The organism is Rickettsia endosymbiont of Nabis limbatus (assembly GCF_965196655.1).
Lineage (GTDB): Bacteria > Pseudomonadota > Alphaproteobacteria > Rickettsiales > Rickettsiaceae > Rickettsia.
Genome location: NZ_OZ239771.1, coordinates 245,702 through 271,951 on the forward strand (window position 1 = coordinate 245,702; position 26,250 = coordinate 271,951).

Consider the following 26,250-nt stretch of genomic DNA (forward strand, 5'->3'; position numbering starts at 1 on the left):
AACATGTGTTATTAATTTAATAAATATAATTATTACTTTTACTTTTCTTATTTAATACTATTTTTACTAGTATATATAAAAATGACACTATTATGAATTATTGAATAAAAAATTAGTTAAAAAATATATAAAATTAAAATTAATTATTTTCGTTTGTTGACAAGGAACTTAGATCGTTCTATTTACTTAAAAATAAAATATGAGGTAGCTTATGCAGCTTAGTTCAATCTCTTTCCCAGTAATTAAAAGGCAAGTAATAGAAGTAGCTTTAGGAGTAGCGTTGCTTGCAATTTGTTCACAAATAATAATACCTATGAAACCTATATTTATTTCATTGCAAACCGTTGCGGTTATGTTTATCGGACTTACTTATAATAAAACTACAGCTCCTTTAACTATATTATCTTATATAACTCTTGGCGTAGTAGGAGTGCCGGTATTCGGAGAATTTTCCAGCGGAGCTTATATATTATTTGGTCCTACAGCCGGATATTTAGCAGGCTTTTTAATTGCTGTATATGTTATGGCAAGCTTAAAAGATAAAATTTTTACTTCTAATAAATTGTTAAATCAAATATCATTATGTTTAATCGGTAATATTATTATTATGAGCTTAGGTTGGATGTGGCTTACTAAATTAATAGGAGCAAGTGGTGCATTTTACGGCGGTGTGTTACCTTTTATAATACCAGGTATTATAAAATCAATATTACTAATTGGGCTTATTAATGTGGTAAAGCCAAAAATTAAATCTACTTAGTTAGAACTTGAAGAATTGGCTATATTTCAAAAAGCTCAATATAGAAATGTTAACAACATGTAATTCAAATACAGTGTAATTGATAATATAATATGTTATAATTATATTATCAATTATGTTGTGTAGGTATAAAATGATGGTGCTAGGCAAAGCGGGTAAATTACAGTTGGTGAAAATCCAACCTACGTAAAGTTTAGCCAACAGCGTAGAACCAAATTTCACATATATGGAGGTAACGAATTATGTGAAGCTGAGAGGAGGGATGTAGTGGGTTGTAACGCAAGTGAAGGATATAAGCTCCGAAATATACGATATCGTAGAGGTTGACATGCTTCATTTCATGGAAAACAGGATGTGTAGTTGCGGTAAGGCAAGCAACTATCGCTCTACCGGAGTCGCAGGCCATGACACGCTACAAGATGGAATTTACCTGAACCTAGGAGATCCATTGTATTCTTACGCAAGTTAGTACTTTAAAACAAGCTGTTAAGAGCAAGAATTAAAGGATGATACAATGGAAGTCGGACTGACTCATAGTACTCTGAGCATGGGAAAGCCATGTACATGGGGAAGGGGTCAGCAATATAGCGTTAGTATAAGTACGCTTAATTCACTAATACACGGAGGTTAGAGAGTAGAATGGAAAGTAAACTTAAACTTATATCTGCTAAAGCTAAGGAAGATAAGAAGCTAAAATTTACAGCACTTGTGCATCATGTAAATAAGGAGAATCTTATTAAATGTTACAAAGAGCTGAAAAAGAACAGAGCTTGTGGCATAGATGAAGTAACGGTTGAAGAATATGGCAAGAATCTAGAGGAGAATGTAGAAAACCTTGTGCAGAGACTAAAAGATAGAAGCTACAGAGCTAGTGCAGTTAGAATGGTATATATACCTAAAATTAACAGCAGAGAAAAGCGAGGGCTTGGTATTTCAACAGTTGAAGATAAAATAGTGCAATTAGCAGTGAAGAAATTGTTAGAAGCAATATATGAACAAGATTTTCTAAAATGCTCTTATGGATTTCGTCCTAACTTAAGCTGTCATTCAGTAATAAAAGCCTTAAATGAAGTAGTGATGAAAAAGCCAATCAACTATGTTGTAGAAGTTGATATTAGAAAATTTTTCGATAACATAAATCATTATTGGTTGCAAAGGTGTTTAGAAGAAAGAATATTAGACAAGAATTTTATGTGGCTAATAAGAAGGCTTTTAAAAGCTGGAGCAACTAAGGATGGTGTTGTTAGTAGCAGTGATCAAGGTACACCGCAAGGCTCAGTAGCAAGTCCAATACTTGCAAATATTTACTTACATTATGTCTTAGATCTATGGTTTGAGAAAGTCTTTAAGTCAAAAGCTAAAGGCTATGTAGAGTTAATAAGATACTGTGATGATTTTGTGGTGTGTAGTGAAAGTGCTAAAGATGCAGAAGAATTTTTAAACTTACTACAAGATAGGATAAAAGCTTTTGGATTAAGCATATCAGAAGAGAAAACAAGGAAGGTTAAGTTTGGTAGACGCCCTTGGCAACTAGCAAGTAAAAGGAAAGAGAAAGTGGAGACATTTAACTTTCTTGGTTTTACTCACTATTGTGGAAAAAGTAGGCAAGGATACTTTGTAATGGGTCATAAGACAATGAAGAGTAGTTTTGCAAGAAAACTAAAAGAAACTCAAGAATGGTTAAAGTCAATAAGATCTCAAATAGCTTTGAAAGAATGGTGGCCAACACTAAAATCAAAACTAACAGGACATTATAATTATTATGGTATTAGCGGTAATTTTCAATCGATCTCTAAGTTTTACTATAGAACTGTACAAATGGTACATAAGTGGATAAACCGAAGAGGTAGTAGAAAAGTAAGCTATAAATGGTTTAATAACTATTTGCAGTGGAATCCGCTACCAATGCCAAAAATAAAGTTTTCTTTATATGGTACTACTTCAAAGCAGAATAGCTATATTGAAGAGCCGTGTGTGGGAAAACCACAAGCACGGTTGTGTGAGGGCTATCATAGCAATGAAACTTTATTAATTAAAGGATGGTAAGAGCTATGATTTCTACTCGGCCAAAAAAATACTTTAACTAATCTGCAATTAGAGCCGCAATTAAGCAAAGCGCTTACATTAATCTCTTAGGGTTTAATTCCCCGAAGGTCTGCTTCGTGATATACTAGATGCATGGAAGAAAGCAGTTATATACATAAAAGTGATAATGTCACAGTACTAATATATCATTTAGTAACACCGGCAAAGTATAGAAGAGTAATATTCAAAGAGGAACTAGACGATTATTTATGTAAAATTTGTGAGGACATAGAAGCTCGTTATGAAATTAGATTTTTGGAAATAGGAGTAGATAAAGAACATGTACATTTTTTACTACAGTCAATACTAATGTATAGCCCAACAAAAATAACTCAAATCATAAAAAGTATTACATCTAAGGAAATGTTTAAGAAATATCCAAATCTTAAAGAAAAATTATGGGGAAGTGAGTTTTGGAGTAAAGGATATTTTATGAGCACAGTAGGTAAACATGGTGATGAGCGGAAATTACGTAATTATGTAAAAAATCAAGGTTCAGGCAAACCTTCTTATAAAGCATTTCAACAAAAACAGTTAAAACTTTTTGGATAGATACCTCGTAGCTCTGCTGCGAGGAGTATCATTTAGCTAATTTATCACATCGTGATATACAAGAGTTGGTTAATGAAGCTATACGTTTATTTGTTGAATCAGAAAGTAAAAAATTAGCTAATGAAGCCAAACGACAATCTTTATTAGCTAGTAAACAAAAAAATCTAGAAGAAGAATGGGAAGCAAATCAAGATCACAAAGATTGGATTTAAATGATACTCCTCGCAGCAGAGCTACGAGGTATCTATCCAAAAAGTTTTAACTGTTTTTGTTGAAATGCTTTATAAGAAGGTTTGCCTGAACCTTGATTTTTTACATAATTACGTAATTTCCGCTCATCACCATGTTTACCTACTGTGCTCATAAAATATCCTTTACTCCAAAACTCACTTCCCCATAATTTTTCTTTAAGATTTGGATATTTCTTAAACATTTCCTTAGATGTAATACTTTTTATGATTTGAGTTATTTTTGTTGGGCTATACATTGGTATTGACTGTAGTAAAAAATGTACATGTTCTTTATCTACTCCTATTTCCAAAAATCTAATTTCATAACGAGCTTCTATGTCCTCACAAATTTTACATAAATAATCGTCTAGTTCCTCTTTGAATATTACTCTTCTATACTTTGCCGGTGTTACTAAATGATATATTAGTACTGTGACATTATCACTTTTATGTATATAACTGCTTTCTTCCATGCATCTAGTATATCACGAAGCAGACCTTCGGGGAATTAAACCCTAAGAGATTAATGGACAAAACAGAAATTAAGAAAGGTGATATTGTAGTCTGTGTGTTAAGTGGAAATTATGGCAAGCCTCGTCCTGCTGTTATTGTCCAATCTAATTCACTAAATAAAACTCTTTCAAGTATATTAGTTTGCCCTATAACAAGCTATCTAATAAATACCTCAAATTATCGTTTGCCATTAAATCCTACAAAGTTAAATGGTCTTAAGTCACAATCTTGTATTATGGTTGATAAAATTAATATGAAAATTGGTAAATTATCCTCTAAAGAAATAATAGAATTGAATAAAGCCCTAAAATATTGTCAAGATTTAGATTAGTTATTGATAAATATTTCTTTAAACCTATCTTAAGCCTTTTTAGTATTATATAACTCTATTGTTCCTAAAAAAACCAATAAAAATGTTTATGCCGCACTTTCCAGTACCAAAACCAAACTGGAAAAATCAAATTAAATACGATCTTGAAAATATAAATAGTCTTTTAAAAGCTTTAGGTGATCCTCACTTAAGGCTTCCTCCTGTAATACATATAGCAGGTACGAATGGCAAAGGCTCAAGCAGTGCTATGCTAAAAAGCATTTTTGCGACTGCCGGCTATAAAGTACATTGCTACACTTCCCCACATTTATTAGAATTTAACGAGCGAATTATAGTAGCAGGCGAGAAAATCTCAGATAATGAATTATGGCAAGTTTGTGAGCAGGTGAGGGTAGTATGCGAGAAGTTCAATATTGAACCTAGTTTTTTTGAAGGAACTACGGCGGCAGCTTTTCTAGCATTTGCAAGTAATAAAGCTGATATATTAATTTTAGAAACAGGGCTGGGTGGTAGGTTAGATGCAACAAATGTAATAGATCAGCCATTAATTACGTTAATTACTCCCATCTCATATGATCATATGCATATGCTAGGGTCAACATTGCCGTTGATAGCTTTTGAAAAAGCTGGCATCATGAAGCAGGGCGTGCCTTGTGTTATAAGCGTGCAAGTTCCCGAAGTTCATGAAATATTATTTGCAAAGGCAGAAAATTTAGCAGCTCCCACCTTTTGTTATGAGTATGATTTCGGCATACAGAAAACGGATAATGGATTTATTTACTCATCACGAAATTTTACACATGAATTTCCTGGTCCCTCTTTAGCCGGTGATCATCAATTAATCAATGCAGCAAGCGTTATTGCACTAATAAGTCTTATTAATAAGCAATTTAATATTAATAATGAGGCTATTTCTAAAGGTCTACAAAATACTATTTGGTCTGCTAGAATTGAGAAAATTAATCCGCAAAAATATTCTAGATTAATAGGTGATAACGTACAAATTTGGGTGGATGGAGCTCATAATAATAGTGGAGCACAAGCCTTAACAGCGTGGATTCATGATAATTTAAAATCACCGATATATTTAATACTCGGCATGACTAAAAACCGCAATATAGAAGAGTTTTGTGCTTACTTTAAAGATTTGGCAATTAAAGGTTATAGTGTTAAAGTTTTATCTGAAGTATTAAGCTATAATGCAGAAACAATAGCTTTAGAGGCAAATAAAACCGGTATCGATTTTACTGCTAGTGAAAGCCTTGAAGAAGCAATTATGGACATAAAAAAAATAAACGGCGATAATAAAGCAAATATCGTAATAACCGGATCGCTTTTCTTGGCTGCTGATTTTTACAAGCTACTGCAATCACTCATCTAATCCAACATATACTCATTTTATTTAAAAAATTGGACATGTCGCCACATGGGTAATACTGCCACGGGATGACACTAAGGACGTTTTTCGACCTACGCAACTATCAATACATTAAACAAAACTTATAAAATCAGATTGACTTATTTAAAGTTTTGCTTAGAATCTTTTTGGGGCAGCTAAAGGCTGTTCTGGAGTGTAGAAACCTCTTAAGAACCGATTTATCATTTTATCGTAAAAATGTAATCCTCGATTTTTTTTGATCGGGGGGATAGTAGGGTATGTTCAGGGCTTATAGCATTTGCTTTAAGCCTAAAGCCTATTATAGCTGTTGTTCTTACGGTGTTTCTAACTCCCCGGTCACCAAATAAGTTTTGCTTTTTGGTGATCAAAATTAAATTAATTTAAAGGAGATTAAACCGTTATGAACAATATTGTAGAAAAAAGAATAACCCTTATTGAACCATATTTAGATTTTATTATTAAAAACGAAGAATTATTACGGGAAATTTATCCCAATGGTTTAGATAGGGATTTAATGATAGAGTTTATTTTAGCTAAGAAACCCTATAAATCTTATGCTTATTATACTTTAATTCGTAGTTTATTTAAATCGCCATGCAATAAACTATACTTATAATTGATAAACAATTGCCAAAATCTTATTTTGGTTTATTTCGTTCTATTATTTTTGGTACTTTATCATATCTCAAATTAATCTCTTAGGGTTTAATTCCCCGAAGGTCTGCTTCGTGATATACTAGATGCATGGAAGAAAGCAGTTATATACATAAAAGTGATAATGTCACAGTACTAATATATCATTTAGTAACACCGGCAAAGTATAGAAGAGTAATATTCAATGAGGAACTAGACGATTATTTATGTAAAATTTGTGAGGACATAGAGGCTCGTTATGAAATTAGATTTTTGGAAATAGGAGTAGATAAAGAACATGTACATTTTTTACTACAGTCAATACCAATGTATAGCCCAACAAAAATAACTCAAATCATAAAAAGTATTACATCTAAGGAAATGTTTAAGAAATATCCAAATCTTAAAGAAAAATTATGGGGAAGTGAGTTTTGGAGTAAAGGATATTTTATGAGCACAGTAGGTAAACATGGTGATGAGCGGAAATTACGTAATTATGTAAAAAATCAAGGTTCAGGCAAACCTTCTTATAAAGCATTTCAACAAAAACAGTTAAAACTTTTTGGATAGATACCTCGTAGCTCTGCTGCGAGGAGTATCATTTAAAATTTTTATCTATGATGAGAATGATTTTGCTCTAGATATAAAAGTCTTAAAAAGTAATGAAAATTATTTCTGGTCTTAATAAAATCAATTACTTTTAAAAGCTAATTAATGGGGAGTGATTAAGAAGTGGTGGCCATGGTCGGAATCGAACCAACGACACAAGGATTTTCAGTCCTTTGCTCTACCAACTGAGCTACATGACCGTACACTTGATGAACTTCGAAAATTGGCTACGTCGTCTTATAAGATCTGCGGTACTCACGTTACTTGCATGTACGCTGCACTCCGAGGGCTTTAGACTACTTGCTCTTTTTGAAGTTGATCGTCGTATACTTTTTTATTTATTTGCGATGTATATCTTCATTAATGATTTTATACAACAATGTATATAAAGAAAAGTAATCTAATCCTTATAATAGATTAATTGGCTTTTGTCTATTCCTAAATTACTAGTATTAGACAAAAATAAGAAATTATAGTATAATATACCGCAAATACTTCAAAAGTTGGTAGGTCAAATAAGCGGTGACTCTGCGGAACGTAGATAAACTACGTGAGCACAGACGAATCCCGAAATTTGGCTTGCCAAATCTTGAAGTATTAAAGGTATACATAATTATTTATACAGCATTTTTTATGATTAAGATTGGTAATATTGAACTCACTTCAAACGTAATCCTTGCTCCGATGTCCGGTGTGACGGACTTGGAATTTAGAAGATTAGTGAAAAGATTTGGTGCGGGGCTTGTGGTGTCAGAAATGATTGCAAGTAGAGCGATGATTGTAGAATCTAGGCAGTCACTGCAAAAATGTTCTATTATGCAAGACGATGCAACAAGTGCCTGCGTACAGCTTGCCGGTTGTGAGCCAAACGTTATAGCTGAAGCTGCTAAGATGAACGAGGATATGGGAGCAAAAATTATTGATCTGAATTTTGGTTGTCCAGCGAAAAAGGTAGTAAATGGCTATTCAGGTTCGGCTTTGATGAGAGATGAAGGGCTTGCGGCTAAGATTTTTGAAGCAGCTGTTAAAGCAGTAAAAATTCCTGTAACTGTTAAAATGCGTATGGGCTGGGATGATCAGACAAAAAACGCTCCAACGCTAGCTAAGATTGCAGAAGATTCAGGGATTCAAATGGTGACAGTTCACGGCAGAACTAGATGTCAATTTTATTCAGGTAATGCCGACTGGGAGTTCATCAGAAACGTTAAAGAAGCAGTAAAAATTCCAGTTATTGCTAATGGCGATATCACTAATTTTACCAAAGCTAAAGAAGCATTAGAGAAATCCGGTGCAGATGGGGTTATGGTCGGTAGAGGGGCATATGGCAAACCTTGGCTTATTTCGCAAATTGACCACTATCTTAAAACAGGTGAGGAAAAACCGGCACCCTCTATAGAGAGTCAATTAGATGTAGTACTTGAGCATTATCAGGCTATCGTCGATTATTATGGCGAATCTGCGGGTGTGTCTATCGCTCGTAAACATATGGATTGGTATAGTAGTGGGCTGCCTAACTCGGCAGAATTTAGGGGAGCTGTTAATTTAATGAATGATCCAATAGCGGTAAAATATAAGATCGTAGAGTTTTATACAAGCGTTATAAATAGGGAGCAATGAGAAAAATTTTAAGTTTTATTTCTATAATATTGTTTTTTAATTTGAGTTATGCAGCTGAAGAAATAGTTGACTATAAAACGATTTTTTTGCCAGTAGTTACTAGCGATAAGGAAGCAAAGATTGCTATACGTTCATACTTAAGTAATTCTAAAAAATATTAAGTATTGTAGAATGACGCGAGGTAGTAGAATCAAATTCCGCAAGCAATGTGCCTTTAAAGTATTACTATCTCTATATTATTTTCCTTATTATTTTTTTATTTATTAGTTTTAGTAAATACAGTATGCTTATATATGATATAAGTTTTTTGATTATTCGTACAAAAAACTATTCTCTATATATTTTTTCTAGAGACTAATAATAAACAGGAGAAAAATAACATGACATATTGTGATAAATCTAATCAAACTTCCTATCCCTTTGTGCTACCTAATTTACCTTATGACAAAGAAAGTTTTAAACCACATTTTACTGCTGAAACTTTTGAATATCATCATGGCAAACATCATAATTCTTACGTGCAGAATTTAAATAATTTGCTAAAAGATAAAGAAGAATTACAAAAAAAGAATTTAGAAGAAATTATAGAATGGTCATCACAAAATCAGAATATTACAATTTTTAATAATGCTGCACAAGTTTGGAATCATACATTTTTTTGGCATTCAATAAAACCAAATGGTGGAGGAAAGCCAAGTGGTAAGATATTAAACCAAATCAATGAGGATTTTGGTAGTTTTGAAGAGTTTTGTGAGCAGTTTAAAGCGGAAGCAATGGGGCAGTTCGGTAGTGGCTGGGCTTGGCTTGTATGTCATAACAATAGGTTACAAATTGTAAAAACTGCAAATGCTGGTACGCCTATAGCTAATGGTATGCAACCGCTTCTTGCATGTGATGTTTGGGAGCATGCTTATTATATTGATTATCGTAATAAACGTCCTGATTACGTCGACATTTTCATTAAACATATGATCAATTGGGAATTCGTAGAAAATAATTTAACTAAATAAATATAAATTATGACAGAAATAGAAAACTTTAGAAAAAATCGAAATTTCATTAAACCTATTATTGATTTAAAGGAAGTTCAAGGAAATCAAGTCAAATATATAGACGATCTAAAAGAAGTTCAAGAAATTCCAGTTAAAAATATAGAAAATTCTAAAGAAGCTCTTATAGAATATGTAGCTTTTAGTGGCGGTGGAGCTAAAGGGGCTATATATTCAGGTGTTTATGCTGCACTAAAAAAAGCTGATCTTTTAGATAATGTAAAAGCTGTTGCAGGTTCATCAGCTGGTGCTATAACTGCAGCAATTGTAGCGTTCGGGACTAAGCCTGAACGATTTGAAGAAATATCTAAAACCACTAATTTACAAGATTTATTAGGGCAAAAAGGATTTTCTGCTGGCGTTTTGCAATTAAATAAAGATGGTAAACCTTTATATGATTTGCTTGATAAAACTATAAAAGATAATGTAGGTGATTTTTTACAAAGACCAGATATTAAAATTGTCAAAGATGATGAAGCTTTAGATAAGTTAAGAGAAAGGCATAAAAGCGGCGGTAAAATATATTTTAGAGACTTAGCATTACTTCGAAAATATGATCCTGCTAGCTATAAAGATTTAGTGGTTACAGCTGTTGAGAAAGATGCAGGCGTGCTAACTATTTTTAGCAGCCTTAATACGCCTGATGTTGAAGTTGCTTTAGCATGCCGTGCTTCTGCTTCTATCCCACTTGTTTTTGAACCTGTAGAAATTAATGGTAAAAAATATGTTGATGGTGGTTATTTAGATAATGTCCCGACAAAATATTTTAAAGATAATGAACCAGAATTTGATGTAAAAGAAATAACGAATGATACAGATGAAATTATATTAGCTAAAAAGCAAGGAAGAACTCTTTCTATGGCTTTTGGTGTTGGTATGGAAGCGGATGCAAATATTGCGATATATAGTGCTAAAGAATTTAAAAGTCCAGGTGAAATTGTAAAATTTTTAGCTGACGTATTATTTAAAATGCTTGCAAAAATAGGCGGAAAATTTAAATATACCGATACTCTAAAAGAAACAAATGAACAGCTACGTGAAAATGCTTTAAATACTGTTGTTTTAGATACTCAAGGAATTGATACTCTTGATTTCAAAAATGCCCAAAAATATGCTAATTATCTACATATTAAAGGATATTGCCAAACTATGGAATATGCCAATAATCATGGGCTTGCTAAAGAAAAAGATAAAATGCTTGAATGCCAAAAATTCCTATTAAATGTTTATGAAGTTTATGACAACAAGAATTTAAATAAAACCTTTGGTGCTAAGTTGTTAGAGATGTTTATTCCATCAAAGGAAAATAATGATTCTAAATGGCAGCAAGGAATTGTTGAAAATCATAATGATAAAGCAAAAATACTATTATCATTTTGTAATGTTAATGCACTAACTGAAGAAAATTTACAACCGCTTCTTACAGAATATGTAATAGCGGTTGCAACTAGTCACAATGGTACATTAAAAGACAATACAAACTCAGTAAAAGCTTTATTACATGTATTGAATGATTTAAGCACTTCTAATAAAGTAAAAGAAAGTTTTATAGAGGTATTTGCTATAGATAAAAACAAAGATACAAGGTTTAATAAAACTAAAACTTATGATGAAAATATTGCTAAGTTCAAATTTACTAAAGAAGATTTAGAATCGTTTATAAATAAAAATAAAAGTGCTGCAATAAAAGTTCAAGATAAATATGCTCCACGTAAGCATAGAACGCATGGTTAAAAGTATTGCTATTTATCTTTCTCTAAGGATATTAATAGGGTCATCAAACTCTTTTAAATTTAAAGCTTTACTATCAAAGCTTATAGTAAAATCACACCCAGATATTTTATTAATTTTACTCAATAAAATATCTGAAAAGTCAGCATTATATTTTTCATAATCATTGAGAGAGAGCCATAATATTTCAGCTTGCTCAAATGTAAATTCCGTAGTAGATAATATAACTCTTACTACTGAAATAATTTCTTTTTTAGAGTATTTATGTGTAGAAGTCAAGATTTGATCCTACAGACACTATAAAAATTATATCTGAATATCTGATAAATTATGACTGTCAGACAAGTATTCAAGATATAAGATTTCATTGTTCTTTTCAATAGCTAATTTCTTACTATCCTTAAAAGTTTGCATAGGCGTTTTACCATAACAATATTTTCCTGAATGTGGTCGCTCATTATTGAAATGCTCTAACCAAATATCAAGATCTAATTGTAAATCATCAAGATCAGTGTAGATCTTTTTCCGCATAGCTGTATCAAAGAATTCTTGTTTCATAGTTTTATTAAAACGTTCACACATACCATTTGTTTGAGGAGAATATGCTTTAGTAATAGTATGTTCTATACCTTCGATACTTAGAAATAATTCAAAAGCATGATGCTCTATATTTCCCTTATATTCTGACCCACAATCTGTCAGAATACGAAGTATTGGTATGCCTTGAGTTTCATACCATGGTAACACGCGGTCATTAAGCATATCAGCAGCAGTTAAAGCTGTTTTATCAGTATATATAGTTTAGCATCAGCTACTCTGCTATAGCTATCAATAAATACCTGAGAATAAACCTTACCTATACCCTTAAAATTTCCTACATAATATGTATCTTGGCATCCTAGATAACCTGAATGCTGTGTCTCAATCTCGCCATGGGCTTCTTTTTCGCTACGTCGTTTCTCTAGTACTTGTAACTGAGATTCAGTAAGTACAATACCATCCTGAGCCATCCTTGCTTCTAATGCTTTAAGCCTTTTATTGATATTGTTTAAATCATTACGTAACCAAATTGATCTCACTCCTCCAGGTGATTGTCATTGTCAAATAAAAAGGGACCAGTAAATTGCACGAAAAAGGGACCACTATATGTAAAAATTTTTATGTCAAATGACCTCCAAATTTATAGTTATTAATACGATAACTTTTACCTGTGATGTTTAGTATATGTGCATGATGTACTACTCGATCAATAATTGCATGAGTTAATAACTCATCAGCAAATATTTCATTCCATCTTTCAAAATCCTTGTTTGTGGTAATAATGGTAGATTTATTTTCATATCGTTTAGCAATAATATTAAAAAAATCATCTACTGAATGTTTTGGTAATTGCTTAAAACCTAACTCATCAAGAATTAATAAGTCAAATGATAAGAGTAATTTAACTTTTTTGTGATAGCTATTATCTGCTCTTGCAATATGTAAATTATAAAGCATATCCGATACCGTAGTAAAATATACAGAGTATTCTCGTGTTAAAGCTTTTAATGCTAATCCAATAGCAAGATGAGTTTTGCCAGTTCCAGAATTACCTATGAATATGACATTGCCCTTAGTATTAATATAATCACAAGTAGATAAATCACTTATTACTTTGGCATCAATACTTGGTTGGAACTGAAAATCAAAGTCTTCTAAATTTTTAGTGACTGGTAATTTAGCAGCACTTTTACGACGACGGTAATTATTATCCTTACGGTGAGATTTTTCATCTTCACATAATAGTGAGAGAAATTCTTTAAATCCTAGTTTATTATTTTGAGCATAAATAATCCTTTCATTTAAGCTATTGACTATACCTGATAATCTAAAACTACGTAGGTCATTAAGCAAGTTCTGCATTCTGACCTCCAAACTCTGGCAATGGTAAGTTTACTGCATTACTATTTAAGATATTTTTAATTTTAGAGTAAGAACTTATACCGTAATGTAATGCTCTATGACAAGCTTTATCTATTAACTCATCATTGTAAACCTTACGTAAAGAAATAATACCTCTAGCACAACGTTGCCAATCATTTACTCGTGTTTGTTGTAATAACTCTAATAATAAACTGCAATTATTTCCTATCTGCTGCATTTGTTGTTGATAATGTTCACTATATTCTATAAAACCTGGGCATAGACGTTTATATTTGGCATAATGAGACGGATTAGTGGTAAATATTCCTTTGCCATCTGTTCTAACGTGCCTTGCTATTAAATCATTTTGGATAGAAAATATTTGAACAAGTTTTGGTGATAATTGTACCAGTACCTCACTGTATATATATTTTGCCGGTACGGAATAATAATTATTATCTATGGTGATATGACAATCTTTTGCTACTTTTCGATTATGCCACGATGACAAATCAAACGTTTCTAATGGTAAAGGCATTAAATTATTACTTTCTTCTTGCTCAAATAGTTCCTGAGGAATTTTTTTAGTAGTACCATGTATTCGGTTATTTGCTTTATTTAACCAGTTAGCAAGATCATGTGTTAATTCTTCATATCTATGAAATTTACGTCCAGCAAAAAAATTATTTTTGACATACTTTATTCCTGATTCTACTTTGCCTTTTTCTTGAGGTTGATATACACGACAAGGAGAAAGTAAAATTCCATAATGATCAGCTAAACGTTTGTATTCCTTCTGATATACGGGCTCATAGAAATTGCTATCTACCACTCCAGCTTTAAGATTATCAAGTTTTATTACTTTTGGACTGCCAGCAAAATAATTAAATGCATTGATATGACATTGTATCCATGTTTGACAACTTTGATCAAACACTACTTCATAATAATCAAGGCGACTATAACTTAAACGCATATTAAATACATATGCTTTAACTCTACGCCCCTTAGAATTATACTGTAAGCCTATGTCACCAAAATCTACTTGTGCTTCCTCTCCTGCTAAAGTATGAAAACGAATGCAACTGTTATTTTGTATCTTATATTTTTTGATATAACGGGTTAGCGAACCATAACTTTTTGTATAACCTTGAATTTTTAACTCTTCAAAAATTCTTATGTAACTTAGATTCTTTTCTAATAACTCAATTATTTGTTCGTGCCAAGAATCCAGTGCTGAAGATCGTTCATAGGGTGCAGGAGATTCTGTACCAGACTCTACATAACGGTTTACTATTTTTCTTACTGTTTTACGGTCTATTCTCGTTAGTTTGGCAATATTTCTTTGACTATTGCCTTGCTTATAAAGGGTGATAATTGTTGTGTACATATTTATTCTTATCATTGTATCACTAGATATTTATTTTAATTAATTATCTAGTGAATATTGCACATTATAACCTTATTAGGTTACACCAAATTCTCTGGTCCCTTTTTCGTGCAATTTACTGGTCCCTTTTACTTTAGCAATGACAATGAGAAGCTATAAAACTAATCAGACATCAGGAGCGTTATCAGAATTTATTGAAAGATTAAAAGAAAAAGGGAAATCGTTCAATGTAATTGCAGTAGCTACAGCTAATAAATTGGCTAGAATCGCTTATGCCTGTCTGGTAAAGAACAGAAATTACCAATTGGTATAATAGTACTTAAGATTTAGGATAAATTATAAACTATATAATTTTTAAACTAGATAGGGGTAAAGAAATAAAAACAAAGTAGAATAATAAAACGGCGGGTTAAAGAGATAATACATAATCATTCTGGATGAAATCCGAGCTAACGTCATGGTACCTAGATACCGCTAACTTGAGTGAATCTCTCTAACGCGAGTTTCGTATTCAAAAAGTCGCTGTATAGCTGATAAACAGTGGGTTACGGGGATATTGATAATACTGTTTTTGTTATAAAGTGAGTACAAAATACAAATTGCTAATTAAAATATGGTATTTATAGTATAAGAAAAAAGTTTATAGGTTATTGAAAAAACTTTAAGAGCAATAACCTATGATAACGCGAATAGTGAATTAATAAGAATAAAATAGAGGAGAAGAAAAGGTAGACAGGATAAGTGTTCATAGGCTATTTTCTGGATTTGAAAAATAAAGAGAATAACCTATGAAAACTGATTTTACCGCATTATTTTGTTTTGTCGATGATTTGTTTAAAGACTTTGATAGAAATACTCTAGTAATTAATAGTAGTAAAACTAAACCTGGTCCAAAAAGTTCTTTAACTAAAAGTGAAGTTTTAACCATATTAATAGGCTATTATCAATCATCGTCAGACTGCTTTAAAAACTATTATAAACACATAATTTTACCTATGCATTCTAAAGATTTTAAATTAGTTTGTTATGAACATTTTAATAAATTGATAGGAGAATATCTACCTCATTTAACAATTTTACTAAATCATTTATTTGATAAATGTAATGGTACTTCATTTGTAGATTCAACATCAATTAGCGTTTGTAAAAATTATCGAATTTATTCACATAAGGTTTTTAATGGCTTAGCTGCTCGAGGAAAAACAACAAAAGGATGGTTTTATGGATTGAAATTACATTTAATCATAAACCCAAAAGGTGGTTTAGTAAAGGCATCTTTTAGCTCAGGCAATAAAGATGATCGTAAACATTTTTCTTCTATGGTTAAAGATATTTTTGGTAAGGTGGTTGGTGATCGTGGTTATATAAGTAAAGGGTCATTTAATGATTTATTTGATAAAAATATTCAGCTTATTACACGAATTAAGAAAGGCATGAAAAATATTTTAATGCCTCTGAGTGATAAAGTACTTCTGCTAAAACGAGCTTTGGTCGAAACTGTTATCAGCAAAATAAAATTGTTAAATAAATTTGAGCATTCAAGGCATAGATCAGTTAAAAATGCCTTCTCTCACATGATCGCTTCTCTTATCAATTACCAGTTGCTTCCTATCAAACCTTCTATAGACTCTTTCCTTAATTTTTGATTCATTTTAATTCGCTATTCGCGTTATGATAATGGATTTTACAGAAATATTTTGTTACGTCGATGATTTTTTTCAAGAATTAGACAAGCATACAAATTCAATTACTAACCATAACAACAAATCTGGTCCTAAAAGTCGACTTAACAGAAGTGAGGTAATAACAATTATAATAGGCTACTGGCAGTCATCTTATGATTGTTTTAAGAATTATTATCTGAAGCAAATATGGATTTATCATCAAAGAGATTTTCAATTAGTAAGCTATAGTCAATTTATAAAAATAATAGGTCCACATTTACCACTATTAGTACTGATATTTAATTCTATTTTGGATCAGTGTGATGGCCTTTCTTTTGTAGATTCAAGTAGTATAGAGGTATGTAAGAGATACCGTATTTCAATGAATAAAGTGTTCGCCGGCATAGCAGCACGCAGTAAGACAACAAAAGGTTGGTTCTATGGACTTAAACTACATCTAATAATTAATAGAGCCGGTGGTATAGTTAAAGCATCTTTTAGCCCTGGCAATAAGGATGATAGAAAACAGCTGGAACTGATGATCAAAAATCTTTTTGGTAAAGTATTCGGAGATCGTGGTTATATTTCACAACAATTATTTCAACAACTTTTAGAGCAAGGAATTTTTATGGTAACTAGGGTAAAGAAAAATATGAAAAATAAACTTATGTCTATGTTGGATAAAATATTATTGCTTAAAAGAGCATTAATAGAATCTGTGTTTAGTAAAATTAAACTATTGGGGAAGTTTGAGCATTCAAGGCATAGATCAGTTACAAATGCCTTTGTGCATATGGTTGCAGCACTGATAAATTATCAAATGTCTGATAATAAACCTTCTATTACATCTCTCTTGATATGCTAAATCCTATGCTATATTAATTCGAAACTCGCGTTCTCTAGGATCTTAGGCAGAATGCAGAAACCATTATGGCACTTTGATGCCGAATATATGACTGCTTCATTTATCATTAACTGTTTTTTATTTTTAGTACTTGTTTTTAACCAGGCGTCCATATATGACGATGCCTCTTTATAGGCTTCAAATGTAATTGAATAAAAAATAGGGATAAGGTGCTGGGAATTAAGCTCAGCCATTAATACAACGACTTCCGCTATACTTCTTATTTTAAAAATAATTATAATAGCAGAATCCCAGCATAAAGCTTACACTTGGATTTGGTTTATATTAATAGTAGAGTTCAAATACTATTAGATAACTTAGATTATAGATAAAATTATTGATTAGTCAATCCCAAATTTAAATTTATTTGATATTTTTATATATTATTTTTTATTTCATCTATATTTAAGCGTTATTTTTTTAATTTTTGAATCCTTTTGCATTGCTTGAATGCTCCCATAGAATAAAGTTAATAATTCGAAGTAGTAATATTAGCAACTTCATCGGTGTCATATCATAGCGTGGCTTGGAAACTAGATCTAGCATAAAGCTTAGGTTATTTCGCTTTATACTAGATTCCTGCTTTTAGCTAAGAATGACATCGAAACCATGCAACTAGGAATACTTAATTCCCTACTCGTTTAGTCCGTGGCAATATTTATATTTCTTACCTGAACCACAAGGGCATAGCTCGTTTCTCGATACTTTTCCCCAGCTTATAGGGTTTTTAGGGTCTCTATCCTCTGGGTTAATGCGTGATATGACAGGTCTAAGATCAGTTTCTAAGTTACTACCTGCATTATATTTACTAAATGCAGGATCTTCTCGACTTTCATGCATATTATTTTGCAGCTTTTTATTTTCAAGCGATACGTCTTCTTTTTGAATATGCTTTAAGCCAATGTGGAAGTGATATACTGTTTGAATAAAGAGTTCTTTTAGATTATTAAGCATATGCTCAAATAAGTTAAATGCCTCTCTTTTATATTCACTTAAAGGATCTTTTTGGGCATAAGCTCTAAGAGATATACCTTGTCTTAAGTGATCTAAGCTATGCAAGTGATCTTTCCAAACCTGATCAAGAGTAGTTAATAAAATATACTTTACAGCATTATGCATTAAGTCAGGACTATAGGCTTCCTCCTTAGACTTATATATACTATCCGCTGTTTGAATAACAATTTTTGTAACTTCTTCTTCTGTTACATCATTTTTGCTTATTAGATTTTGCTCAAGCTTTATAGCAAAAGTGCGGTGTAGCTCTACGCTTAAATTCTCTATATCCCAATCTTCTCTATAAGAACCCGCTGTCATAAAAGTTAGCACTATCTTTTTAGCTAATTCTTCAGTAGTACTACTTAAGAAATCATAACTATCTTTAGATTTAATAATTTCAGTTCTTTGCTCATATATTATTTTACGCTGATCATTCATCACATCATCAAAACGTAATAAATTTTTACGTATTTCATAGTTATGCCCCTCAACTTTTTGCTGAGCTTTCTCAAGTGATCGGCTAATCATTGGGTGATGTATAGCCTCACCATCTTTCAAGCCAAGCGTCCGAAGCACCCCTGAAATACGTTCTGAGGCAAAAATACGCATTAAATCGTCATCAAGCGATAAGAAAAATTTAGTATTACCTGGGTCACCTTGCCTACCTGATCTACCACGTAGCTGGTTATCTATTCTACGGCTTTCATGGCGTTCTGTACCTATTACAAATAACCCGCCTGCTGCAATTACTTGCTTTTTTTCTTCAGTTGTTTGAGCTTTTATCTCATTTACTTTTTCTTTATAAGCAGCATTAGTTAAAGATTTTCTATCTACCTGCTCTATCAGCATTTCAGGATTACCGCCAAGCATAATATCAGTGCCTCGTCCTGCCATATTAGTTGCAATTGTTACTGCTTTAAACCTACCAGCTTGGGCAATAATAAATGCTTCTTGCTCGTGGAACTTAGCATTTAATACTTTATGAGGTATTTTGTTTTTATTTAAAATATTAGAAATTTCTTCTGACTTTTCTATACTTACAGTACCGACAAGCACCGGCTGACCACGATCATAACAATCTTTGATTAGCTTTAAAATAGCGTCATATTTCTCTTTTTTGCTCCCATAAATTTCATCATCAAGGTCACGTCTTGTAACTTTATTATGAGTCGGCACTGCTACTACATCAAGATTATATATGTCTTTTAGCTCTGGTGCTTCAGTCATAGCTGTACCAGTCATGCCTGATAATTTAGGGTAATTACGGAAATAATTTTGGAAAGTAATAGATGCAAGCGTTTGGTTTTCGTTTTGGATTTTTACGTTTTCTTTTGCCTCTAATGCTTGATGTAGCCCTTCAGAATATCTACGCCCTTCCATTACACGTCCCGTAAACTCATCTATGATCATTACTTTACCATCACGTACTAAATAATCCACATCGATTGTAAACATGTTGTGAGCTCTAAGGGCCTGATTAACGTAATGTACTAAGCTTAAATTTTCAAAATCGTATAATCCAGAATCGGGCTTTATAATATTTGCTTGGCTTAAAAGCGATTCTACATGACTAATGCCGCTTTCCGTTAAATTGATAGTTTTTAATTTTTCATCTTTTTCAAAATCACTTACATTAAGCCTACGTACAAGCTTATCAACTTTACCATATAACTCTGAATTATCATTAACTGGACCAGAAATAACCAAAGGAGTTCTTGCTTCATCTATTAAAATTGAATCTACTTCATCGATAATAGCAAAGTTAAAAGGACGAAGTACCCGCTCCTGCAAGCTATATTTCATATTATCTCTTAGGTAATCAAAGCCAAGCTCGTTATTTGTGGCATATGTAATATCAGAGTTATAAGCTTCTCGCTTAGCTTCATCTGGCATGCCAGCAATAATACATCCAACCGATAGACCTAAAAAATTATAAATTTTACCCATGGAAGCAGAGTCACGGCTGACAAGGTAATCATTAACTGTTACTACATGTACACCTTTCCCAGCTAAAGCGTTTAAATATGCAGGAAGTGTTGCGACCAAAGTCTTTCCCTCCCCTGTACGCATCTCGGTAATCATTCCTCTATGTAATACCAACCCACCTATAAGCTGCACGTCAAAATGACGCATCCCATATACTCTTCTCGAAGCTTCTCTAACTACTGCAAATGCTTCATACGCTATATCGTCTAAAGTAGCACCATTTTTAAGTTTTTCCTTAAATTCTAAAGTTTTATTTTTTAATTCTTCATCTGATAATTTTTGAATTGCTGGTTCAAGTGAATTAATTTTTGCAATGTCAGAAAATAGTTTTTTTATCGTACGATCATTCGCCGTACCAAAAATTTTTTTCAATATAGAAAACATCAAAATCCTTAAATATATTTTTGTACTTAAAATATAAGTGATTTTATAAAATTATCAATGACATTATAATTAATCTCTTAGGGTTTAATTCCCCGAAGGTCTGCTTCGTGATATACTAGATGCATGGAAGAAAGCAGTTATATACATAAAAGTCATAATGTCACAGTACTAATATATCATTTAGTAACACCGGCAAAGTATAGAAGAGTAATATTCAATGAGGAACTAGACGATTATTTATGTAAAATTTGTGAGGACATAGAAGCTCGTTATGAAATTAGATTTTTGGAAATAGGAGTAGATAAAGATCATGTACATTTTTTACTACAGTCAATACTAATGTATAGCCGAACAAAAATAACTCAAATCATAAAAAGTATTACATCTAAGGAAATGTTTAAGAAATATCCAAATCTTAAAGAAAAATTATGGGGAAGTGAGTTTTGGAGTAAAGGATATTTTATGAGCACAGTAGGTAAACATGGTGATGAGCGGAAATTACGTAATTATGTAAAAAATCAAGGTTCAGGCAAACCTTCTTATAAAGCATTTCAACAAAAACAGTTAAAACTTTTTGGATAGATACCTCGTAGCTCTGCTGCGAGGAGTATCATTTATTCTTACAATAATTTATCACTCTTCCACTCATAGCGTAAGTTTTGAATATATTTTGTTGCAGAATAATCCGTAAATAATTATTAATAAATAAATTTATAAAATAGCTGTTGACGGGTATTTATTATTTTTATAGGATTTAAACTTATATTTAACAAATTATGAGTCATAAATAATGAAAAAACTATCAATTGTACTTTTATCCGTTAGTATGCTTTCTAGCATAGCTTTTGCAGATAACTCAGACAGAGTAGTTGCTACTTACAAAAATGGTGAAGTAAGAGAATCACAAATAATGAAAGAATTTAAACCGCAACTTAATCTTCCTTCGGGTGAAACTATTAAAAATTTTGACGATTTTCCACCGCAAGATCAGGATAAATTGATAAGAATTTATGTCAATAATATTTTGTTAAAAGAAGAAGTTGCAAAGTCAAATATTACCTCTTCTAAGGAATTCCAAGAAAAGCTTGAAAATGCAAAAAATCAATTAGCTCAAAAAGAATTATTAGAAAATTATGTAAAATCTAATCTTACTGATAAAATGTTTGATGATGAATATAACAAATATGTAACTAGCCTAAAAGGTAAAGAACAAATAAAAGTTGCTCATATTTTAGTTAAATCTGAAAAAGAAGCTAATGATTTAAAAAATAAATTAAATAAAGGTGCAGATTTTGCTAAACTTGCTGGAGAATCTTCTCTTGATAAAGCTTCAGCTACAAATGGTGGTGTAATCGGTTATATTTTATTAAATCAACCAGGACAGTTAGTACCTGAATTTGAAAAGAAAGCTTTTGCTTTAAAAGTAAACGAAGTTTCAACACCAGTAAAAACTGACTATGGTTGGCATATCATTAAGGTTCTTGAGAAAAAACCTGTACCTATCCCAACTAAAGAAGAAGCTAAAATGACTATTGATAATGTATTAGCAGCCGAAATACTGAAAAAATACATTAGCGATTTAGAAGCTAAAGCTGATTTAAAAATTATGTTACCTCCAGCTGCAAATAACGAAGCTAAAAAGTAGTTATACTCTATCCTATGTCATTCCCGCGGAGGCGGGAATTCAGAGGAGTAAGCATCAATACAGCGAGTTTTAAAATTAAAAGCGTAGGTTATCTCGATTTACGCTGGATTCCCGCCTCCGCGGGAATGACATTAAACATTAAAAAATGTAGTCTAATTTTAAAATAATATATCTTTTAAGCTAAGCGACTATTGACAATCTAGCAAAAAAAAATTATATTCTACAAAAATCTAATTTAAGTAAAGAAATTATTAAGCTATGTCTAAAGCAAAAACTGCTTCTAAAAACAACCCAACCGCTAGGGAATCAGCTAAAGTACATTTTTATAAAGGTGAGGAAATCGTACCTTCAAAATATATCCCTCAACAAGGTTCTTCTTTTTTAGCTGCAGAAATTAAATCTTCTGGAGATTTGGTATTAGGGAATAACGGGCAAGTGCTACCTTGGAACTTAGTCAAAAATTTAGCTTAGTTTGATTTAATTACTCACAAATATAAAAATTTCACTTCAGTAGCTTATATAATAAGTCATATATTGGGGGCATAGCTCAGGGGTAGAGCATCTGCTTTGCACGCAGAGGGTCAAGGGTTCGATTCCCTTTGCCTCCACCATTCTCCATTTTTCGGTATTTTTACAAACACATCAAACGGCGAACACAAGGTATAATCAAGCTTTTGAGGTTTTATTGTTAGGTTAGCAAATACTAAATCTATCAAGGCACCGTCATATATGGACGCCTGGTTAAAAACAAGTACTAAAAATAAAAAACAGTTAATGATAAATGAAGCAGTCATATATTCGGCATCAAAGTGCCATAATGGTTTCTGCATTCTGCCTAAGATCCTAGAGAGATTCACTCAAGTTAGCGGTATCTAGGTACCATGACGTTAGCTCGGATTTCATCCAGAATGATTATGTATTATCTCTTTAACCCGCCGTTTTATTATTCTACTTTGTTTTTATTTCTTTACCCCTATCTAGTTTAAAAATTATATAGTTTATAATTTATCCTAAATCTTAAGTACTATTATACCAATTGGTAATTTCTGTTCTTTACCAGACAGGCATAAGCGATTCTAGCCAATTTATTAGCTGTAGCTACTGCAATTACATTGAACGATTTCCCTTTTTCTTTTAATCTTTCAATAAATTCTGATAACGCTCCTGATGTCTGATTAGTTTTATAGCTTCTCATCAATAAAGACCTACCAGCCTGTATTAGCATTGTTCTTGCATATCTATCACCTTGCTTGGTTATTCTTCCTAGAATAATCTTACCTCCAGTGCTATTTTGTTTCGGGACAATTCCAAGTGAAGCAGCAAAATCCTTAGCAGAATCGTATGCTTCAACCGGTTTGATGCTTAAAATACTTGCGTTAATTGTACCAATTCCTGGAATAGTTTCTAAAATTTTTGCCTTCTTGGAACTCCGATTCTTTGCTGCTAATTCTTTATCTAAGCTTTGTTCACGAATCATCAATTGTTCAATTTCTTTACAATCCAGCAACATTTGTTCAGCAATAGTGTTGTTAATAAATCCTTCTTCTAGGGCAAAATTTACAAAATTTTGACAAGATTTTGCAAATGTAGATTTTCCGCATGTTACCAAATAGCCAAATTCAAATAATGAAGTCATCAGAGAGTTGCTGTACTGAATCCTTTGTTGTATTATATTTTGTCTTGCTTTATGCAGGTAAGATATTTCTTGCTCTTCTATTGTTTTAGCTTTGACGTGTATTAAATCGGGATCACATGATGCTTTGCAAATTGCAATTGAATCATTAATGTCATTTTTTTGTCGAGTTTTTGCATATGCTTTCACATCTTTAGGTTTAAGCAAGATGGCTTTATGTCCTATTGATTCAAGCCTTTGAGCCATATAATGAGCTCCACCACAAGCTTCAAATACAAAGGTTTCTGACTCTGGAAACATTGTTGATAAATTTTCAAAAAAGCTTCTTCGATCCATTGCTTTTTTTAATACAACTTTATTGTCTAAATTTATTGCTGCAAAATGCAACTTTCTTTTTGCTAAATCAATTCCTATTACTTTATAATTACTCATGGTATGGACTCCTTTATAAAATTATTAAAAATTACAAACCTATCTTAGGTTTTGGTTCTTTGATATCTTAATATCACTTAAAACCGTTGATAAGTTCTTTCTTATCATTGGCGTCCATACCATCAAGTTAAGAGAGATGTAAATTAAGTATTGAGCAAATGCATGGAATAATTTATAGAATAGCAGTAACCATTTATCTCTAAATTTCACCATTATGCGTATTACTCAAGCTCCGAAGAGACATCGTTTTCCAGCAAGCATCATTAGCCATGCAGTATGGTTATATCATCGTTTTAATAGTAGCTACCGAGATGTTCAAGAACAGATGGCATATTGAGGTATTATTTTGAGTCATGAGACAGTAAGATTTTGGTGCAACAAATTTGCAGTTTATTTTCAAGATGTTATCAGAAAGAGGGAGCGGAAGCCAACTGATAAATGGCATTTAGATAAAATGAACATTAAGAATGATACTCCTCGCAGCAGAGCTACGAGGTATCTATCCAAAAAGGTTTAACTGTTTTTGTTGAAATGCTTTATAAGAAGGTTTGCCTGAACCTTGATTTTTTACATAATTACGTAATTTCCGCTCATCACCATGTTTACCTACTGTGCTCATAAAATATCCTTTACTCCAAAACTCACTTCCCCATAATTTTTCTTTAAGATTTGGATATTTCTTAAACATTTCCTTAGATGTAATACTTTTTATGATTTGAGTTATTTTTGTTGGGCTATACATTGGTATTGACTGTAGTAAAAAATGTACATGTTCTTTATCTACTCCTATTTCCAAAAATCTAATTTCATAACGAGCTTCTATGTCCTCACAAATTTTACATAAATAATCGTCTAGTTCCTCATTGAATATTACTCTTCTATACTTTGCCGGTGTTACTAAATGATATATTAGTACTGTGACATTATCACTTTTATGTATATAACTGCTTTCTTCCATGCATCTAGTATATCACGAAGCAGACCTTCGGGGAATTAAATCCTAAGAGATTAAGTATAGAGCAAATTCAATTCTTTGGTCAGGTGCTGTTTTAGTATATCTTCCAACATTTACGGCAAATATATTTCTAACTTTTCCCATCAGTGATAATGTACATTGTGCTGTATTAGGATGCTTAAATTTAATCAATATCTTCTCTTTTCGCCTAGTTGGTTGATGTGCATTCTCAACGCGATTATTTAATCTCTTATTAGTTCGATGTTTAGTCCTAGGACACTTAAGCTTAATCGGTTTAATGTAACTCTTGAGCTTATCAGTAACAATTACTCTTGGAGCTGGGTAATTGCCCAATAATCTTAATAAAAAGCGAATAGCTGATTTCTTGTTGCGTCGCTTCTGTAGCAATACTTCTAATTCATGTCCCTCAGAGTCAACAGCCCTCCATAGTATGAATACTTCACCTTTAATCTTAATGTTCATTTTATCTAAATGCCATTTATCAGTTGGCTTCCGCTCCCTCTTTCTGATAACATCTTGAAAATAAACTGCAAATTTGTTGTACCAAAATCTTACTGTCTCATGACTCAAAATAATACCTCGATATGCCATCTGTTCTTGAACATCTCGGTAGCTACTATTAAAACGATGATATAACCATACAGCATGGCTAATGATGCTTGCTGGAAAACGATGTCTCTTCGGAGCTTGAGTAATACGCATAATGGTGAAATTTAGAGATAAATGGTTACTGCTATTCTATAAATTATTCCATGCATTTGCTCAATACTTAATTTACATCTCTCTTAACTTGATGGTATGGACGCCAATGATAAGAAAGAACTTATCA

The 26,250-nt window shown here is 32.0% G+C and carries 30 protein-coding genes, 2 tRNA genes and 1 pseudogene; 22 read left to right on the forward strand and 11 right to left on the reverse strand.

Features of this window, described 5'->3' with window-relative positions:
• The first annotated feature begins 211 nt into the window (after nucleotides 1–211).
• The 4 genes from ACOAL3_RS01365 (at nucleotide 212) to ACOAL3_RS01380 (ending at nucleotide 3,609) form a co-directional block, all read left to right on the forward strand.
• Complete coding sequence (locus ACOAL3_RS01365) at nucleotides 212–760, forward strand: biotin transporter BioY (protein ID WP_419235188.1); 549 nt, start codon at nucleotides 212–214, stop codon at nucleotides 758–760.
• A gap of 639 nt (nucleotides 761–1,399) precedes the next feature.
• Nucleotides 1,400–2,806, forward strand: coding sequence for a group II intron reverse transcriptase/maturase (ltrA, locus tag ACOAL3_RS01370; RefSeq protein ID WP_419234521.1), 1,407 nt, complete (start codon nucleotides 1,400–1,402; stop codon nucleotides 2,804–2,806).
• Nucleotides 2,807–2,938: 132 nt separating this feature from the next.
• The gene (tnpA, locus tag ACOAL3_RS01375; protein ID WP_419234569.1) at nucleotides 2,939–3,397 is read left to right on the forward strand and encodes an IS200/IS605 family transposase; all 459 of its coding nucleotides are present in this window, start codon (nucleotides 2,939–2,941) and stop codon (nucleotides 3,395–3,397) included.
• 65 nt (nucleotides 3,398–3,462) lie between these two features.
• Complete coding sequence (locus ACOAL3_RS01380; RefSeq protein ID WP_419235189.1) at nucleotides 3,463–3,609, forward strand: hypothetical protein; 147 nt, start codon at nucleotides 3,463–3,465, stop codon at nucleotides 3,607–3,609.
• 32 nt (nucleotides 3,610–3,641) lie between these two features.
• On the opposite strand, the gene tnpA (ACOAL3_RS01385) is transcribed toward ACOAL3_RS01380, so the two are convergent.
• Nucleotides 3,642–4,100 carry an IS200/IS605 family transposase gene (gene tnpA / locus ACOAL3_RS01385; RefSeq protein ID WP_419234618.1) on the reverse strand — a complete coding sequence of 153 codons (459 nt, stop codon included), beginning with the start codon at nucleotides 4,098–4,100 and terminating at the stop codon, nucleotides 3,642–3,644.
• Between the two features lie 53 nt (nucleotides 4,101–4,153).
• On the opposite strand from tnpA (ACOAL3_RS01385), the gene ACOAL3_RS01390 reads away from it, so the two are divergent.
• From ACOAL3_RS01390 to tnpA (ACOAL3_RS01405), 4 genes are all read left to right on the forward strand, one after another.
• Nucleotides 4,154–4,471 (forward strand): type II toxin-antitoxin system PemK/MazF family toxin, encoded by a 318-nt coding sequence (locus ACOAL3_RS01390; protein WP_395476693.1) that lies wholly within the window; start codon nucleotides 4,154–4,156, stop codon nucleotides 4,469–4,471.
• Nucleotides 4,472–4,553: 82 nt separating this feature from the next.
• A complete protein-coding gene (locus ACOAL3_RS01395; protein WP_395477693.1) occupies nucleotides 4,554–5,852 on the forward strand; it encodes a bifunctional folylpolyglutamate synthase/dihydrofolate synthase in 1,299 nt (432 codons plus the stop codon).
• Nucleotides 5,853–6,270: 418 nt separating this feature from the next.
• Entirely contained in the window at nucleotides 6,271–6,486 is a 216-nt protein-coding gene (locus ACOAL3_RS01400) for a hypothetical protein (protein ID WP_395476692.1), read from the forward strand.
• A gap of 128 nt (nucleotides 6,487–6,614) precedes the next feature.
• The gene (tnpA, locus tag ACOAL3_RS01405; protein ID WP_419235156.1) at nucleotides 6,615–7,073 is read left to right on the forward strand and encodes an IS200/IS605 family transposase; all 459 of its coding nucleotides are present in this window, start codon (nucleotides 6,615–6,617) and stop codon (nucleotides 7,071–7,073) included.
• Nucleotides 7,074–7,236: 163 nt separating this feature from the next.
• Here the strand turns inward: tnpA (ACOAL3_RS01405) and ACOAL3_RS01410 are convergent.
• A tRNA-Phe gene (locus ACOAL3_RS01410) sits at nucleotides 7,237–7,312 on the reverse strand.
• Between the two features lie 433 nt (nucleotides 7,313–7,745).
• On the opposite strand from ACOAL3_RS01410, the gene dusB reads away from it, so the two are divergent.
• From dusB to ACOAL3_RS01430, 4 genes are all read left to right on the forward strand, one after another.
• Nucleotides 7,746–8,729 carry a tRNA dihydrouridine synthase DusB gene (gene dusB / locus ACOAL3_RS01415; RefSeq protein ID WP_419235670.1) on the forward strand — a complete coding sequence of 328 codons (984 nt, stop codon included), beginning with the start codon at nucleotides 7,746–7,748 and terminating at the stop codon, nucleotides 8,727–8,729.
• Nucleotides 8,726–8,890: a hypothetical protein gene (locus tag ACOAL3_RS01420; RefSeq protein WP_419235678.1), complete on the forward strand. Its 165-nt coding sequence runs from the start codon at nucleotides 8,726–8,728 to the stop codon at nucleotides 8,888–8,890. Before dusB ends, ACOAL3_RS01420 begins: the two co-directional genes overlap by 4 nt.
• A gap of 219 nt (nucleotides 8,891–9,109) precedes the next feature.
• Nucleotides 9,110–9,739, forward strand: a complete 630-nt coding sequence (locus ACOAL3_RS01425; protein WP_419235190.1) for a superoxide dismutase — start codon at nucleotides 9,110–9,112, stop codon at nucleotides 9,737–9,739.
• 9 nt (nucleotides 9,740–9,748) lie between these two features.
• Nucleotides 9,749–11,512: a patatin-like phospholipase family protein gene (locus tag ACOAL3_RS01430; RefSeq protein WP_419235191.1), complete on the forward strand. Its 1,764-nt coding sequence runs from the start codon at nucleotides 9,749–9,751 to the stop codon at nucleotides 11,510–11,512.
• A 12-nt stretch (nucleotides 11,513–11,524) separates the two neighbouring features.
• Here ACOAL3_RS01430 and ACOAL3_RS01435 read toward each other — a convergent pair whose 3' ends face one another.
• From ACOAL3_RS01435 to istA, 4 genes and pseudogenes are all read right to left on the reverse strand, one after another.
• Nucleotides 11,525–11,788 (reverse strand): hypothetical protein, encoded by a 264-nt coding sequence (locus ACOAL3_RS01435; protein WP_419235192.1) that lies wholly within the window; start codon nucleotides 11,786–11,788, stop codon nucleotides 11,525–11,527.
• A 27-nt stretch (nucleotides 11,789–11,815) separates the two neighbouring features.
• A pseudogene (locus ACOAL3_RS01440) lies at nucleotides 11,816–12,600 on the reverse strand (integrase core domain-containing protein); the annotation flags it as partial.
• Nucleotides 12,601–12,667: 67 nt separating this feature from the next.
• Complete coding sequence (gene istB, locus ACOAL3_RS01445) at nucleotides 12,668–13,411, reverse strand: IS21-like element helper ATPase IstB (protein WP_419234522.1); 744 nt, start codon at nucleotides 13,409–13,411, stop codon at nucleotides 12,668–12,670.
• Nucleotides 13,395–14,801, reverse strand: a complete 1,407-nt coding sequence (istA, locus tag ACOAL3_RS01450) for an IS21 family transposase (RefSeq protein WP_419234561.1) — start codon at nucleotides 14,799–14,801, stop codon at nucleotides 13,395–13,397. Before istA ends, istB begins: the two co-directional genes overlap by 17 nt.
• Nucleotides 14,802–14,940: 139 nt before the next feature.
• Between istA and ACOAL3_RS01455 the strand changes: the two genes are divergently transcribed.
• The 4 genes from ACOAL3_RS01455 to ACOAL3_RS01470 all read left to right on the forward strand — a co-directional run bounded on the left by ACOAL3_RS01455 (nucleotide 14,941) and on the right by ACOAL3_RS01470 (nucleotide 17,504).
• Nucleotides 14,941–15,114, forward strand: coding sequence for a hypothetical protein (locus tag ACOAL3_RS01455; protein WP_419235193.1), 174 nt, complete (start codon nucleotides 14,941–14,943; stop codon nucleotides 15,112–15,114).
• A 475-nt stretch (nucleotides 15,115–15,589) separates the two neighbouring features.
• A complete protein-coding gene (locus ACOAL3_RS01460) occupies nucleotides 15,590–16,447 on the forward strand; it encodes an IS982 family transposase (protein WP_419235103.1) in 858 nt (285 codons plus the stop codon).
• A 25-nt stretch (nucleotides 16,448–16,472) separates the two neighbouring features.
• Nucleotides 16,473–17,330, forward strand: a complete 858-nt coding sequence (locus tag ACOAL3_RS01465; protein ID WP_419234519.1) for an IS982 family transposase — start codon at nucleotides 16,473–16,475, stop codon at nucleotides 17,328–17,330.
• 51 nt (nucleotides 17,331–17,381) lie between these two features.
• Nucleotides 17,382–17,504 carry a hypothetical protein gene (locus ACOAL3_RS01470; protein WP_419235194.1) on the forward strand — a complete coding sequence of 41 codons (123 nt, stop codon included), beginning with the start codon at nucleotides 17,382–17,384 and terminating at the stop codon, nucleotides 17,502–17,504.
• 498 nt (nucleotides 17,505–18,002) lie between these two features.
• Here ACOAL3_RS01470 and secA read toward each other — a convergent pair whose 3' ends face one another.
• The gene (secA, locus tag ACOAL3_RS01475) at nucleotides 18,003–20,735 is read right to left on the reverse strand and encodes a preprotein translocase subunit SecA (RefSeq protein ID WP_419235671.1); all 2,733 of its coding nucleotides are present in this window, start codon (nucleotides 20,733–20,735) and stop codon (nucleotides 18,003–18,005) included.
• Between the two features lie 123 nt (nucleotides 20,736–20,858).
• Here secA and tnpA (ACOAL3_RS01480) point away from each other — a divergent pair, with 123 nt between their 5' ends.
• The 4 genes from tnpA (ACOAL3_RS01480) (at nucleotide 20,859) to ACOAL3_RS01495 (ending at nucleotide 22,991) form a co-directional block, all read left to right on the forward strand.
• Complete coding sequence (tnpA, locus tag ACOAL3_RS01480; protein WP_419235195.1) at nucleotides 20,859–21,317, forward strand: IS200/IS605 family transposase; 459 nt, start codon at nucleotides 20,859–20,861, stop codon at nucleotides 21,315–21,317.
• A gap of 208 nt (nucleotides 21,318–21,525) precedes the next feature.
• On the forward strand, nucleotides 21,526–22,380 hold the full coding sequence (locus tag ACOAL3_RS01485; protein WP_395476506.1) for a peptidylprolyl isomerase: 855 nt from the start codon (nucleotides 21,526–21,528) through the stop codon (nucleotides 22,378–22,380).
• A 258-nt stretch (nucleotides 22,381–22,638) separates the two neighbouring features.
• Nucleotides 22,639–22,851, forward strand: coding sequence for a hypothetical protein (locus ACOAL3_RS01490; RefSeq protein ID WP_395476507.1), 213 nt, complete (start codon nucleotides 22,639–22,641; stop codon nucleotides 22,849–22,851).
• 65 nt (nucleotides 22,852–22,916) lie between these two features.
• Nucleotides 22,917–22,991, forward strand: a tRNA-Ala gene (locus tag ACOAL3_RS01495).
• Here the strand turns inward: ACOAL3_RS01495 and ACOAL3_RS01500 are convergent.
• Both ACOAL3_RS01500 and ACOAL3_RS01505 read right to left on the reverse strand, forming a co-directional pair.
• Entirely contained in the window at nucleotides 22,962–23,210 is a 249-nt protein-coding gene (locus ACOAL3_RS01500) for a hypothetical protein (RefSeq protein ID WP_419235196.1), read from the reverse strand. The two genes, ACOAL3_RS01495 and ACOAL3_RS01500, sit on opposite strands and share 30 nt — an antisense overlap.
• Before the next feature lie 197 nt (nucleotides 23,211–23,407).
• Nucleotides 23,408–24,445, reverse strand: coding sequence for an IS110 family RNA-guided transposase (locus ACOAL3_RS01505; RefSeq protein ID WP_419234517.1), 1,038 nt, complete (start codon nucleotides 24,443–24,445; stop codon nucleotides 23,408–23,410).
• A 214-nt stretch (nucleotides 24,446–24,659) separates the two neighbouring features.
• On the opposite strand from ACOAL3_RS01505, the gene ACOAL3_RS01510 reads away from it, so the two are divergent.
• Both ACOAL3_RS01510 and ACOAL3_RS01515 read left to right on the forward strand, forming a co-directional pair.
• Nucleotides 24,660–24,782 (forward strand): hypothetical protein, encoded by a 123-nt coding sequence (locus ACOAL3_RS01510; protein WP_419234769.1) that lies wholly within the window; start codon nucleotides 24,660–24,662, stop codon nucleotides 24,780–24,782.
• Nucleotides 24,783–24,791: 9 nt separating this feature from the next.
• On the forward strand, nucleotides 24,792–24,962 hold the full coding sequence (locus ACOAL3_RS01515; RefSeq protein ID WP_419235197.1) for a hypothetical protein: 171 nt from the start codon (nucleotides 24,792–24,794) through the stop codon (nucleotides 24,960–24,962).
• Here ACOAL3_RS01515 and tnpA (ACOAL3_RS01520) read toward each other — a convergent pair.
• Nucleotides 24,945–25,403 (reverse strand): IS200/IS605 family transposase, encoded by a 459-nt coding sequence (tnpA, locus tag ACOAL3_RS01520; RefSeq protein ID WP_419235198.1) that lies wholly within the window; start codon nucleotides 25,401–25,403, stop codon nucleotides 24,945–24,947. The two genes, ACOAL3_RS01515 and tnpA (ACOAL3_RS01520), sit on opposite strands and share 18 nt — an antisense overlap.
• A 42-nt stretch (nucleotides 25,404–25,445) precedes the next feature.
• Nucleotides 25,446–26,123, reverse strand: coding sequence for an IS6 family transposase (locus ACOAL3_RS01525; RefSeq protein WP_419235199.1), 678 nt, complete (start codon nucleotides 26,121–26,123; stop codon nucleotides 25,446–25,448).
• Between the last annotated feature and the right edge of the window lie 127 nt (nucleotides 26,124–26,250).